Annotated in this window: 11 protein-coding genes; 8 read left to right on the top strand and 3 right to left on the bottom strand. The window is 43.6% G+C overall.

Annotated elements, in window-relative coordinates; all coding sequences use genetic code 11:
• Window positions 1–25 precede the first annotated feature (25 nt).
• The gene (locus QWZ08_RS12905; RefSeq protein ID WP_290337836.1) at window positions 26–412 is read right to left on the bottom strand and encodes a hypothetical protein; all 387 of its coding nucleotides are present in this window, start codon (window positions 410–412) and stop codon (window positions 26–28) included.
• Window positions 413–597: 185 nt separating this feature from the next.
• Between QWZ08_RS12905 and hypF the strand changes: the two genes are divergently transcribed.
• The 5 genes from hypF (at window position 598) to QWZ08_RS12880 (ending at window position 7,171) form a co-directional block, all read left to right on the top strand.
• Window positions 598–2,901 (top strand): carbamoyltransferase HypF, encoded by a 2,304-nt coding sequence (hypF, locus tag QWZ08_RS12900; RefSeq protein ID WP_290337835.1) that lies wholly within the window; start codon window positions 598–600, stop codon window positions 2,899–2,901.
• Between the two features lie 48 nt (window positions 2,902–2,949).
• Entirely contained in the window at window positions 2,950–3,219 is a 270-nt protein-coding gene (locus QWZ08_RS12895) for a HypC/HybG/HupF family hydrogenase formation chaperone (RefSeq protein ID WP_290337834.1), read from the top strand.
• Window positions 3,220–3,310: 91 nt separating this feature from the next.
• Window positions 3,311–4,411 (top strand): hydrogenase formation protein HypD, encoded by a 1,101-nt coding sequence (gene hypD / locus QWZ08_RS12890; RefSeq protein ID WP_290337833.1) that lies wholly within the window; start codon window positions 3,311–3,313, stop codon window positions 4,409–4,411.
• 98 nt (window positions 4,412–4,509) lie between these two features.
• Window positions 4,510–5,547 carry a hydrogenase expression/formation protein HypE gene (hypE, locus tag QWZ08_RS12885; protein ID WP_290337832.1) on the top strand — a complete coding sequence of 346 codons (1,038 nt, stop codon included), beginning with the start codon at window positions 4,510–4,512 and terminating at the stop codon, window positions 5,545–5,547.
• Between the two features lie 238 nt (window positions 5,548–5,785).
• Window positions 5,786–7,171: a sugar porter family MFS transporter gene (locus QWZ08_RS12880; protein WP_290337831.1), complete on the top strand. Its 1,386-nt coding sequence runs from the start codon at window positions 5,786–5,788 to the stop codon at window positions 7,169–7,171.
• Window positions 7,172–7,328: 157 nt separating this feature from the next.
• On the opposite strand, the gene QWZ08_RS12875 is transcribed toward QWZ08_RS12880, so the two are convergent.
• Window positions 7,329–7,958 (bottom strand): Crp/Fnr family transcriptional regulator, encoded by a 630-nt coding sequence (locus QWZ08_RS12875; protein ID WP_290337830.1) that lies wholly within the window; start codon window positions 7,956–7,958, stop codon window positions 7,329–7,331.
• A gap of 41 nt (window positions 7,959–7,999) precedes the next feature.
• Window positions 8,000–8,416: a DsrE family protein gene (locus tag QWZ08_RS12870; RefSeq protein WP_290337829.1), complete on the bottom strand. Its 417-nt coding sequence runs from the start codon at window positions 8,414–8,416 to the stop codon at window positions 8,000–8,002.
• A gap of 274 nt (window positions 8,417–8,690) precedes the next feature.
• On the opposite strand from QWZ08_RS12870, the gene QWZ08_RS12865 reads away from it, so the two are divergent.
• Genes QWZ08_RS12865 through QWZ08_RS12855 form a run of 3 tightly spaced genes read left to right on the top strand, consistent with a single transcriptional unit; the run spans window position 8,691 to window position 14,358 of the window.
• Window positions 8,691–10,025: a TolC family protein gene (locus tag QWZ08_RS12865; RefSeq protein ID WP_290337828.1), complete on the top strand. Its 1,335-nt coding sequence runs from the start codon at window positions 8,691–8,693 to the stop codon at window positions 10,023–10,025.
• Between the two features lie 23 nt (window positions 10,026–10,048).
• Window positions 10,049–11,149: an efflux RND transporter periplasmic adaptor subunit gene (locus QWZ08_RS12860; RefSeq protein WP_290337827.1), complete on the top strand. Its 1,101-nt coding sequence runs from the start codon at window positions 10,049–10,051 to the stop codon at window positions 11,147–11,149.
• 5 nt (window positions 11,150–11,154) lie between these two features.
• Window positions 11,155–14,358, top strand: a complete 3,204-nt coding sequence (locus QWZ08_RS12855; RefSeq protein ID WP_290337826.1) for an efflux RND transporter permease subunit — start codon at window positions 11,155–11,157, stop codon at window positions 14,356–14,358.
• Window positions 14,359–14,367: the final 9 nt, after the last annotated feature.

Raw genomic sequence — 14,367 nt, 5'->3', positions numbered from 1 at the left:
TTTGGCGTAAGTACAAAATAAGAAACTAACAGCTTTTGGGCGGTTGCCAGATGCTGGCGAGGTAAGATGAACTGATGACCTGGTTTAAAACAATATAATTTTTCTTCTCCAGGATTTCTGCTGGTTTGCTAATCGTTATCGGTGTTATAAGAGATACAAATGCAATAGCGATACAGGATATGCAATCACCCGATGTTTTAAACGGAAGCTGCTGGTCTCTATCGTAGTCTTTGTCTTTCGGGCTGCTGTGTAAATAGTGTGTCGCTAAAAAACTTGCAAAGGAAACAGGATTGTTTGTTTGCTGGTGTTCACTGAAATGCTGAAACATTACCGGCAGCTTCATCAATTGCTTTGCTGCCGTGGTAGAGAGCAGGTAAATGCTAAGAAATAGTATGGCGGATGCTTTTTTCAATGCACAAATATAAAAAAAATGTTTCAATCCGTTGCCAGGAATGTGCTACTGCATTTGTCTGCCAGCAATTCAAGCCCCATCTTTCAATTTGAAATGGTTGCCGCCAGTTTGCTGAAAGCGGTTAATTTTGTACCTCAGCTGAAACCTGTCAGGAACGATATTGTCCATCTTTACTAAATAACCAGTTGCAAACTTATCATATTCATATCACAGGGCTCGTACAGGGAGTAGGTTTCCGGCCCTTTGTGTGGCAGCTGGCAACAGCAATGAATTTAAATGGCTGGGTAAATAACAGCTCAGATGGCGTGCACATTGAAATCAACGGATCTTCAGCAACAGCGGCTGAATTTTACAATCAGGTCATTGCTGCGCCACCTCCGTTGTCGGTTATTCAGCAACACAGCATGTATCCGGTTGTATGGCAGCAATTTGACAACTTTCAAATACAGGACAGTAAAATAACCGGCCCAGCCAAATTGGCTATTACACCAGATTATGCAATGTGCAATGATTGCAGAGATGAGTTGCACAACGCCACGGATTACCGCTATCAATATCCTTTTATCACCTGTACGCAATGCGGGCCCAGGTATTCCGTCATAAAAGCCCTGCCTTACGACAGGATCAATACGAGCATGGAATCTTTCGGCATGTGTGCCGTATGTAAGCAGGAATACAATAATCCTGCAGACAGAAGATATTATTCACAAACCAACTCCTGCGCAGCCTGCGGTGTTGGAATCAAATTATTTAATAATGAAAATAAAGAGCTGAGCAGCACCACGGAATATATTATTCGCCGGGTGGTTGAAAGCCTTGATGATGGGAAAATTGTTGCGGTTAAAGGCATCGGTGGTTATTTATTTTTGTGCGATGCGGGCAATAAAAATACCATCGCCTTACTCCGGCAAAGAAAACACCGTCCTTCAAAACCATTTGCGCTGATGTATCCTTCAATCAACATGGTGGCGGAAGATTTTATTTTGGATGAGGCAAGAACGCAATTGCTTCAATCAGCCTCAGCACCCATTGTGCTGCTAAAAACAAGTCAGCAAGCTGCTCAAAGAGTATGCATGGAAGAGATTGCACCTGGATTGTCAAAGCTGGGTGTGATGCTGCCCTATGCACCTTTATTTGAACTGATATTAACTGATTTTAAAAAGCCTGTTATTGCCACGAGCGGTAACATCAGCGAAGCTGCAATTGTATTTGATGATGACATTGCATTAAAAGAATTTTCCGCCATTGCAGATTTGATTGTAACACACAATCGTGAAATTGTTATATCCCAGGATGATTCGGTTATGCAGTTAACCGAAAAGACAAATACGAAAATTATTCACCGGCGTTCAAGAGGACTTGCGCCATCCTTTTTTGATTATGCCTCGAATAAAAACAGCGTGATATTGTCAACAGGAGCCTTGCTAAAAAGCAGTTTCTGCCTGGCGCAACAGGGCAACGTGTACATCAGCCAATACCTGGGTAATACAGATACTTATGAGGCGCAGCAAAGTTTTGAAAAAGCGGTTCAGCACTATTTTTCGTTGTTTAGTACATCGGCTGGTGTGGTAATTGCAGACAAGCATCCCGGCTATTTTTCACACCATTTTGCCAGGCAGTTATCTGAAGAAAAACAGTTACCTTTTGTAACGGTGCAACACCACAAAGCACATTTTGCGGCCGTGCTGGCGGAAAACAATTTACTCAAAACTGAAACGCCGGTAATGGGTGTAATATGGGATGGTGTGGGATTGGGAGATGATGGACAGGTATGGGGAGGAGAATTTTTTAAATATCATAATGAAAGTATCCAACGGTGCTATTACTTCGGTTATTTTCCGGTGATTGCGGGTGATAAAATGGCAAGAGAACCGAGGCTTTCCGCACTGGCCGTATGTCATGAATCGTGGGTGGCAGAAGACCTGCTGAAAAATAAATTTACAGAACAGGAATGGAGTATTTATCAAAAAATATTACAGCAGGATAAACTGCTCAATTGCTCGAGTGCTGGCCGCCTGTTTGATGCGGTGGCTTCTTTACTTAACCTTGCAGACAAGCAAACTTATGAGGGAGAGGCAGCTATGTTACTGGAAGAAAAAGCAGCATCCTATTTTGAACAGAACGGTTGGGATCTTAACCAGAGTTATTTTATGGATGGCGCTCATTATAACCACATACCCACCGGAATACTTATCAGCAATATCGTGATGGATATAAAAAAAGGATTGACGGTTGATTTTATTGCAGCAAAATTTCATTATTCGTTGGCGCACCTGGTGCGCATTATCGCCGGATACCTGGATGTAAAAATGATTGCCTGCAGTGGTGGCGTTTTTCAAAATGCAGTGTTGGTAGATTTGTGCAAGATTCGTCTCGCTAATGATTACCAGTTATTTTTTCATAAAAACCTCTCACCCAATGATGAAAATATTTCCTTTGGCCAGCTGGTGTATTATGAAAACAACATAGACAACAATCAACTTGCTTAACAATAAAATGCGGTTAAGAAAATATTTTAAACTGATAACACTTCAATTATGTGCTTAGCAATTCCAAAAATTAAGGCGATAGAATTACAATATAACGATACCGTGCGTATGGCCAAAGTTGTATTTGGAACTATTGTAAAAGAGGCAAGTCTTGAAATGGTACCCGCCGTAAAAGTGGGCGACTATGTACTGGTACACGTAGGTGTAGCCAGAGGCATTGTAAACGAAGCAGAGGCGGCCAAAACATTTCAATACCTGAAAGAGAACGGCGAAATTGATGAACTGATTGAGCACACGCAGGTAGACAGAAGCAACTAACTACGAATCTTTTTATACATGCAATTCAGAGCCCGCATTACTTTATTTCGCTTCCACAACTTATAACACGAACAACTCATAATAGCACGCCATGAAATATTTAGAAGAATACAGGGACGCCGGGGTAGCGGAACAATACCTGGCCGAAATCAAAAAGATCGTCACAAAGAAATGGACCATTATGGAAATTTGTGGCGGGCAAACACACAGCCTGGTGAAGAATGGTTTGTTAACCTTGTTGCCTGAAAACATACAAATGGTACATGGCCCCGGCTGCCCGGTGTGCGTAACACCATTGAACCTGATTGACAAAGCGGTGTACCTGGCGGAGGAAAAAAAAGTGATCCTCTGTTCTTTTGGTGATATGATACGGGTGCCCGGAAGCAAACAAAGTTTGCTGGAAGCAAAAGCCAATGGCGCCGATGTCCGCATCTTGTACTCCCCCCTGGAAGCTGTTAAAATTGCAGAACAAAATCCTGACAAAGAAGTCGTTTTTTTTGCAGTGGGATTTGAAACCACGGCGCCTGCTAATGCATTGTCGGTACTTCATGCACAAAGAGCGGGGATTACTAACTATTCCATACTCACATCGCATGTATTGGTACCGCCTGCTATGGAGGCCATCATCAGCGATGAAGACAATGTAGTGCAGGGATTTTTAGCCGCAGGGCATGTATGTGCCATTATGGGACTGGAAGAATATTATCCTTTGGTAGAAAAATATACTTTGCCTATGGTAGTCACCGGCTTTGAGCCGGTGGATTTATTGCAGGGTATTTTAATGCTGGTAAAGCAACTGGAAAATGGGGTGGCAAAATTAGAAAATCAATATGCAAGGGTGGTACCGGAAAATGGTAATCCTTCCGCAAGGAAAATAATAGCCGATGTATTTGAAGTGAGCAACCGGGAGTGGCGGGGCATTGGTGAGATATCGCTCAGCGGGTATGAATTGCGCAAAGAGTTTGCGGCGTATGATGCCAATAAAAAATTCAACGTTCAGATTGAGGCGGCAACAGAAAGTAAGGAATGTATTGCCGGCGATATATTGCGGGGAATTAAAAAGCCACATCAGTGCCCGCAGTTCGGCAAAAAGTGTAACCCATTGCATCCGCTGGGCGCACCGATGGTAAGCAGCGAAGGAGCCTGCGCCGCCTACTTCCATTTTTCACAAGCGGAGTATGCTGAGGCATAAAACAGAAAAAAGAAGTAAGCTTCACCAGGCGCAAAGCAACTCATAACTCATCACTTATAACTCATAACTAAGAAAGCGTGTCCGAAAAAAAAATAAAAATGGAATTGCAATGCCCGATGCCCAAATTTGATTTTGATGTAATCACACTGGGGCATGGCAGCGGTGGTATATTAACCCACCAGTTATTAAACAGCGGTGTATTTGCTTTACTGGCCAATCCCTTGCTGGATGAAAAGCACGATGGAGCAGTGTTTGAAGCCAATGGAAAAATTGCCTTTTCAGCGGACAGTTATGTAGTATCGCCCATTTTTTTTCCGGGTGGAAATATCGGCGAGCTGGCCATTAACGGAACAGTCAATGATTTAGCCATGTGTGGTGCCGCAGCAAAATATTTATCTCTTTCTTTTATCATTGAAGAAGGGCTACCCATGACCGATTTCTGGAAAATTCTCAACAGCATTCAACAGGCCGCCAGCGATGCCAATGTGCATATTGTTACCGGCGATACAAAAGTGGTGGAGAAAGGAAAAGGCGATGGCATTTTTATCAATACCAGCGGCATCGGTTTTTTACATCCTGAAGCCAGCATCCATGTCAGCAATATTAAAAAGGGCGATAAAATAATTATCAGCGGCAATATTGCTTCGCATGGTGTAGCCATTATGAGCCTGCGCCAGGGACTTGAATTTGAAAGTGATATCATCAGTGACACGGCCAACCTCAATCATACCGTAATTGCATTGCTTGATAAGTTCGGCCAACAAATACATTTTTTAAGAGACCCGACAAGGGGTGGCGTTGCAACTGTGTTGAACGAAATCGCAAAGGATAGCAATACCGGGGTAAATATCCTGCAAAATAAATTACCGGTAGACGAAGGAGTAAGCAGCGCCTGCGAAATTTTAGGCCTTGACCCGCTGTATGTGGCCAATGAGGGTATTTTTATAGCGATAGTTGCAGTTGATGTTGCGGATGATTTTGTAACAGCATTAAAGCAATTACCTTTCGGAGCAAATGCAACTACAATCGGAGAAATAACTGATCAGCATCCAAAACAAGTCATTTTAAAAAGCAGTATCGGCGGTAGTCGTGTGGTAAGCATGCTGCCGGGAGAACAGTTACCGAGAATATGTTAGGGGAGTTATAAATTGTAAGTGATAAGGTATAAGTTGTTCGAAGGTAGTGCTAGATTTATTCATATCTTTTTACAAATCAATACTGTTGTCACAATAAATATGACTGCAAAAATTGCAGCACCACTCCAGCAGTCGTAACTACAGCCATCACTTATCTCTCAAAAAATAAAATACGGAAAATGTAAAATTTTTCATCAACTTCAACAAATAAACCATTGCTTAATTTAACCATAAAAAAATGCAAGCCATCGATACTACTAACGGCCAGCCGGTAAAAGGCGGCTACAATCTTTTTGTTATTTCTTTAATTGCGGCACTTGCCGGTTTTATTTTTGGGTTTGACACCGTCGTAATTTCTGGTGCCAACCTGCCTATTAAAGAGCTCTGGCACACTTCTCCCTGGTTTCATGGTTTCTTTATTATGTCGATGGCTTTATGGGGCACGGTTGTTGGCTCCGTGTTTGGCGGCATTCCCACCCAATTGTATGGCAGAAAAAAAGTATTGTTATGGATCGGTATTTTGTTTAGTGTGTCTGCTATTGGCTCTGCGTTGGCACAGGGCCCTTATATGTTTTCTTTTTTTCGTTTCATTGGCGGACTGGGCATTGGCATTTCATCCGTTGCCGCACCAACGTATATTTCAGAAATCTCTACACCAAAAACAAGAGGCCGTTTGGGGGCCATGTACCAGTTTAATATCGTGTTCGGTATATTGATCGCCTTCTTATCCAATTATTTTTTTAAAGGCATGGGCGGCGCCAACGACTGGCGCTGGATGCTGGGCATCATGGCTGTACCTGCATTGATTTACACGGTAATGGTTTTTCGCATTCCTGAAAGTCCCCGCTGGCTGCTCTCTATAAAAAAAGATTTACCTGCAGCAAAAGATGTGATGTTGCGCCTTGGTATCAGCAACGTGGATGAAGCAATGGCTGCCATCCAGGCCGCTGACCTGCATGAAACGAAGTCGGGTATCTCTTCTCAGTTTTTCAGTTCAAAATATTCAGTCGTAATATGGCTGGCATTTATGGTGGCATTTTTCAACCAGTGGTCTGGCATCAATTTTATTTTATATTATGCCCCGGAGATCCTTGAAAGGGCAGGGCTGGCGGCAAAAGATTCTTTGTTCAATTCCATTTCAATCGGTGCGGTGAACCTGCTGTTTACGTTTGTTGGTTTATATTTAATTGATCGTGTCGGCAGAAAAACCTTACTGCTGATTGGCTCCTTTGGTTATATCATCAGCCTGTCGTTGGTGGCATGGGCCTTTTATGCAGGTGCTGGTGCAGGTTTCCTGTTGTCGTTTTTATTGTTGTTTATCGCATCGCACGCAGTAGGGCAGGGCGCTGTAATCTGGGTTTTCATTTCTGAAATATTTCCCAACAAAGTACGGGCAAGCGGACAATCGTTCGGGGCCAGTGTACACTGGGTTTTTGCGGCTATCATCACATTAATTACGCCTTTATTCCTGGACAAGGACAATGGGATTTTCAAAGACAACCCCTGGCCCATCTTTGCGTTCTTTGCATTCATGATGGCACTCCAACTGGTTTGGGTTTTGACTAAAGTACCCGAAACAAAGGGCGTATCGCTGGAAGAACTGGAGCAGCGTTTGGTAAAATAATAATTGATTATGAACCCGGCTAAAGTACTGCTATCGGCTGCATTGGCGTCGCACTCTTGTACATTAAATATTCATGGCAACAGGTAACCGCTCCGTAGTTTGCTGTAATTAATTTATGTACTCAAAATATCACAATCCAATTTGCCTTGATGCAGCCTCAACCAAAAGCCGGCAACAACTTTATCTCATTCCTGTACAAAATAATTTTTTTACTGTTTTCCAGTTGCTTCAACAAACGGGATATAACTACTCGTGAAGTAGCCAGCTCATCCGCAATTAAATAATGCGAAGCCTTGATTACACTGGATCCGGTGAGGCGCTGCTTGTCTTTTAAATAAGCCACCAGCCGGTCGTCCAGTTTATGAAACGCAATGCTTTCAATTGATTTTAGCAATTCAATAAAACGTTCATTAAAACCCCGCATAATATAATTTCGCCAGGACGTATATTGGCAAAGCCAGTCATCTAATTTTACATGAGGGATGGCAATCAGTTCCACATCATCTTCTGCGATGGCCCTTACTTCACTTTTTTTTGCTTCCACACAACAACTGTAGGCCATCGAACAACTTTCATTGCTGGATAAATAATAGAGTAAAATTTCATTGCCGTTCTCATCCATACGAAGCACTTTAACGGTGCCCTTTAATATCACCGGCATCATACGGATATACTTGCCGTAATCCATTATCAGATCACCCTCTTTAAAACTTTGCCAGGTGCCAAACTGCTGCATTTCTGTTACCAGCTTTGGCTCAAACACATGCTGTAAATTATCTAAGTTCATACAGTAGTTTAAAAGTAAAATGCCAATACCGTTCAGTAAATCTAAAATCCGGTTTTTAAATAACTCCAGCCTTCTTCCTGTTTTGTTACCACTTCCACCACGCCCGAGGGCACAAAGCCCGCATCAGCAATAATATCGTCTTTGGTTAAATTTTTTGCCTTCATGGTATTCATACAGGCGTCAAATACTATCCCGGTATTTTTAAGGGTTGTTATTCCCTGTTGCTGTGTTGTTTTGCCTTTCATCAGCATCTCTATTCCGGGGCCATGCGCCACCACTTCTATCTGTACAGTGTTACCCCAGGTTTCGTGCAAATGTTTAATGTTATTCATTAAGCCATGCCATACGGCCGTGTCGTTGCTGGTGAGTTGAATGATTACATGGTGTTTAACCTGTGCGGTACTGTAAATACAAAGGCTGATGGCAATGATAAAAAGGGCGATCGTTTTTTTGTACATGTGTGGTTTAAATTTAAATGGTGTGCAGATTGTTGTTTGATGATTTTCGCCGAAATGTTTTTATCAAACATGGCTAAACGATGATTTAAAGATAAGTGTAATCCATGTTTTTACAGAACCATTTTTTTAATGGGCAATTCATCAACGATAAATGATGCGCAATCTAAGATTGGTATCAGGATCATTTTGTAACAAAGGTTACAAAACAAAGTGTTACAAATGTTACCGTACAATGGCGGTAGCGGAGATAGTTTTGCCGTTACAAATTATTAGCATGATGAATCAATATTGGGTAACGGTGCAATTTAAAATAAGCGCCGTCATTTTTTTTGCGATATGCTCCTTCACGGCGCGGGCACAGGACAGCGTGCGCCAATTGGTGTTGGCCGACGCAGTAAAAATGGCCATGGAACAAAACAGGCAAATAGGACTTGCCAAAAAAGATGAGCAAATAGCACAGTCGCAGTTTAAACAAACAGACGCTATATTTCTGCCGCAGGTAAATTTGTCCTATACCGGTTTTACCACCAACCAGCCGCTGAGCGCTTTTGGTTTTAAGCTGCAACAAGCTAAGGTGCAGCAGGCAGATTTTAATCCCGCAATACTTAACAAACCTGGTGCAACCGGCAATGTGCTTACGCAACTAAGTGTGCAACAGCCTTTGTATAACCCAGACCAGGCCTACATGCGTAAGGCTGCCGCAAAGCAAACAGCCGTATATGCCTTTACCACGCAACGAACCGCAGAAGCCGTCGAATTGCAGGTGACCAATGCTTACCTGCAACTGGAATTTAGTTATGAAGTAGTGGGCGTACTGGAAGAGGCATTAAAAACAGTAAAAGATATCTATAGGTTTACCAATGACCGTTACCAGCAGGGATTGTTACAGAAATCAGATGTATTAAATGTGGCCGTACAGGTTAAGGCAGCTGAAACGGGTTTGGCAGAAGCGAAGTCCCAGGTCGTTACCCTATCCGACCAGCTTGGATTATTGATGAATGCACCCAAAGGACTGGTGTATAAAACAGTACCCGTTGCCATGGATACCGTAGTTGCAGTAACTGATTCAGCGCCTGTTGACAGGGCGGATTTTAAAGCCATGAAAACCGCGGTGGATGCGTATGATCTCTCTATAAAAAGCACCAAAATGTCCATGTTGCCAAAGATCAATGGCTTCGCCAATTACCAGTTCAACGATAAAAAATTATTTGGCTTTGGTGCCAATGCCTACATGGCAGGGGTGCAGCTTTCATGGGATATTTTTAAAGGCAACGAGGCAAAAAATAAAATGGCTACGCAGATGCTGGAGAAAAATAAACTGCAGCAACAGTTGCAGGATAATATAGAGCAAACGGCCACGGAAATCCGCAAGGTCAACCGCCAGATAGCAGATAATATTTACCGCGTTACACAACAATCGCTGGCAGTGGAATCAGCCTCAGAAGCACTGCGCATTGTGCAGAACAGGTACACGCAGGGATTGATTAATACCACCGATGTGTTACAGGCACAAACGCAGTTATCGCAGCAGAAAATGGGCTATGCGCAGGCTGTATTTATGAAAAAATCAGCCATCAGTTATTTACATTTTTTAACTATCACAAAATGATATTCACTATAAAAAAAGATCGTATGTTATTTTCAAAGCAGTTTAAAACGGGAGCTGTATTATTTTCTGTATCGCTTGCGGCGTGTTCCGGTAACGAAACAAAGCAGCCCATTCAACAGGAAGCGCCGGTAGTAGTGCAGATAAGCAACGCAGGTGGCACGGCAGCAGCGGGTATGATTGAAGCCAGCGGCCAGGTAGAGGCCATCCGTTCTGCCAATATCAGTACCAGGGTAATGGGCTATATCACGTCCATACAGGTAAAAGCAGGTGACAAAGTAAGGGCTGGCCAGGTATTGTTTAGTGTTAACAGCAGTGATGTGCAGGCGAAAAAAGCACAAACAGACGCTATGATTGCACAGGCAGATGCAGCCTTGCAAAGTGCGCAAAAAGACTATGACCGGTACACTGCGTTATTTAAACAGCAGAGCGCTTCGGCAAAAGAACTGGACGCCATGACGTTGCAATACCAATCGGCTAAAGCAAACGTAGCCGCCGCCCGTGCCATGCGCAGCGAGGTAACGTCTCAGCTTGCCTATACTACGGTGGTGGCGCCTTTTTCAGGAACCGTTACACAAAAATTGGCAGAAGCAGGCAGCATGGCCACACCCGGGATGCCGGTATTAACCATTGAGCAGGAGGGCAGTTTACAGGTAAGCGCATCCATACCGGAAAGCCAGATTGCATCCGTTAAAACAGGTGATGACGCCACGATGACTATTGAATCAGCCAATAAAAAGATAACAGGAAAAGTAACCCAGGTAAACCCGTCATCACAATTTACCGGCGGACAATACATCGTTAAAATAGCCGTGCCTTCAGCAGATAGCAAGCAATTGTATGCGGGCATGTATGTACACATTCAGCTGGTAGCCAAAAACAACGCCGGTGCCAAAGCAAGTGATTCAGCCAATGTGATGATCCCGGTTAAAGCCCTCATCAACAGGGATCAGTTAACCGGCGTATATACGGTTAGTTCACAAAACACCGCTGTAATGCGCTGGCTGCGCTTAGGCCCTGTATCTGGCGACCAGGTAGAAGTATTGTCGGGCCTGGCAAAAAACGAACCCTTTATTGTATCGGCCGAAGGTAAATTATATAACGGCGTACCGGTAAAAATAAAATAACCAACATGGAAAAAGGATTATCAGGCAATATAGCAAAAGCATTTTTACAGTCGAAGCTCACCATACTTTTAATGATTGCCTTTTTGGTGATTGGTGGCTATAGTACATTTTTAATACCAAGAGAAGAAGAGCCACAGATACAGGTTCCGATGGCGGATGTATTTATTGGTTATCCCGGTGCTTCGCCAAAGGAAGTAGAAACAAAACTGGCTGCGCCGATGGAGAAAATTATTTCCAACATTAAAGGTGTGGAATATGTGTACTCAACTTCCATGAACGGCCAGGCCATGCTGATTGTACAGTTTTATGTGGGGGAAGATGTAGAGCGTTCGCTCGTAAAATTATACACCGAATTAATGAAGCACATGGATGTGATGCCGCAGGGTGTTACCATGCCACTGATTAAAACCAGGTCAATTGACGATGTCCCGGTGCTGGCCTTTACTTTGTGGGGCGAGCACTATGACGATTATCGTTTAAAATTAATCAGCCAGGAGCTGGCCAATGAAATAAAAAAGGTGCCGGATGTGGCAGAAGTAACGCTTACCGGTGGCAGAAGCAGGGAAGTAAAAGTAGTGCTGAATAAATCTTTGATGGCACTAAATGGAGTCGATCTGCTCAGCATCAGCAAGATCATACAGGCGGGCAATGTGCAAATGGATGCGGGAGAATTACTGCAAAAAGACTCCGCCTTCACGATACAAGCCGGCGACTTTTTAAATACCGCGGAAGATGTAGCAAACCTGGTCGTGGGCATGAAGGCCAACCAGCCCGTGTATTTAAAACAGGTGGCTACGGTAGAAGAAGCTCCTTCAACACCTTCTCAATACGTATTGTATGGCTATGGCAAAGCAGATAGCGGATACAAAAAATTTGCTGCTTCTTATCCTGCGGTAACCATCTCTGTTGGTAAGAAAAAAGGAGCGGATGCAATGAAACTGGCTACCATATTATCTGCGAAGGTAGTCAACCTTAAAAAAGATTTGATACCTCCGGATGTGCATGTTTCGGAAACAAGAAATTACGGTGAATCCGCTTCTCATAAAGTGTCGGAGTTATTACTGCATCTTTTCATCGCCATTGTAGTAGTTACGTTGTTTGTAATGCTGGCCATGGGCTGGCGGGGCGGACTTGTAGTATTTCTTTCCGTACCGGTAACCTTTGCGCTTACATTGTTTGCCTATTACTTTATGAATTATACCCTGAACAGGATTACGCTGTTTGCACTGGTATTTATAACGGGTATTGTGGTAGATGATTCTATTATCATTGCAGAAAATATGCACCGGCATTTTAAAATGCGCAAACTGCCACCGTTGCAGGCGGCTATTTATGCCATCAATGAAGTAGGTAACCCCACCATACTGGCGACTTTTACTGTAATAGCAGCGGTACTGCCCATGGCGTTTGTATCCGGCCTGATGGGGCCCTACATGAGCCCGATGCCGATCGGCGCATCTATTGCAATGATGTTGTCGCTGATTGTAGCGTTAACGTTAACGCCTTATCTCGGCTATATTTTTCTTAGAGAAAAAGAACAACACGGTGCCAAACATGCAGCGCATAGTGAACATGAAATGGAGAGAAGCAGGATTTATAAGATCTACAAATCTTTTATTCACCCGATGCTGGAGACAAGATGGAAACGCTGGGCATTTATTTTAAGCACCATTGTGGTGTTGCTTGGCTCGATGCTGTTATTCTATACCAAATCAGTAGCGGTTAAAATGTTACCCTTTGATAATAAAAACGAGTTCCAGGTAGTGATAGATATGCCGGAAGGAACCACGCTGGAAAAGACACAGGCCGTGGCAGCAGACCTGGCGAGTTACGTAGCGGTACAGCCACTGGTGAAAAATTACCAGCAATACATTGGTACTGCCGGCCCCATTAGTTTTAACGGGCTGGTGCGTCACTACGATTTGCGCCGGGGAAACAATGTGGCAGATATCCAGGTTAACCTGGTTGATAAAGGCGAACGCAGCAAACAAAGTCACGATATAGCAAAAGAAATGCGTGGCCCCTTGCAGCAAATTGCCGCTAAGTATAACGCCAATGTTAAACTAGTGGAAGTACCACCAGGTCCGCCGGTATTGTCAACCCTGGTTGCGGAAGTATATGGGCCAGACTACGGGCAGCAGCAGGCGATTGCAAAACAGCTAAAACAGTTGTTAATTAATACGGCTGATGTAGTTGATGCCGACTGGATGGTGGAGGATGATGAACGTGAGTACCGTATTTCAGCGGATAAAGAGAAGGCTATGCGCAATGGAGTTGCAACGGCACAGATTGCCGCAACTATCAAGGCTGCCATGTCGGGTATGGATGCCGGTAATCTCAATCTGCCTGCTGCTTACAACCAGGTGCCTATCAGGTTACAATTGAAGGATGCCGACAAAAGCAATATCAGCCAGGTGCTCGACCTGCAGGTAAAAGGCATGCAGGGCAACATGGTGCCATTGAGAGATCTGGTAACCATTCAGTCTGTTACCAAAGACAAAAGCATCTATCGTAAAAATCAAAAAGAGGTAGTATATGTATTGGCAGATATGGCAGGCAAACTGGAAAGCCCTTTTTATGCTATTTCAAAAATGAGCGATAGCCTGAAGAATATAAAACTCCCTGCAGGATATAGCAAGATCAATGAGGAGTACACCAAGCAACCAGACAGCCAGGATGAATATACCGTAAAATGGGATGGTGAATGGCAGATTACTTATGAAGTATTTCGTGATTTGGGTATTGCCTTTGCGGCGGTTATCCTGATCATCTATATGCTAATTGTAGGATGGTTTCAAAACTTTACAGTGCCGCTGGTAATGCTGGCCGCCATACCGCTTTCATTGATTGGTATATTGCTGGGGCACTGGGCGTTGGGCGCCTATTTTACGGCCACTTCCATGATTGGGTTTATTGCCCTGGCGGGGGTAATGGTACGCAATTCCATTTTGCTGATCGACTTCATCAACATACGTATCCGCGAAGGCATTCCGTTAAAACAAGCGATCATAGAAGCTGGTGCGGTAAGAACAACCCCCATCTTATTAACAGCAGGTGCGGTGGCATTGGGCGCCGTGATCATACTGTCTGATCCGATATTCCAGGGACTTGCAATTTCCCTGATTGGCGGAACGATTACATCAACCTTTTTAACCTTGCTGGTAGTACCGCTGCTGTATTATAAAATGATGCGGCGTACCACCAAATAAAATTGATAC

Origin of the sequence: Ferruginibacter paludis, assembly GCF_030409685.1 — a bacterium.
In the GTDB taxonomy this organism is placed as follows: Bacteria; Bacteroidota; Bacteroidia; order Chitinophagales; family Chitinophagaceae; genus Ferruginibacter; species Ferruginibacter paludis.
Note: the sequence above shows the minus strand (reverse complement) of the source record. Positions and strands in the feature narration are given on the sequence as shown.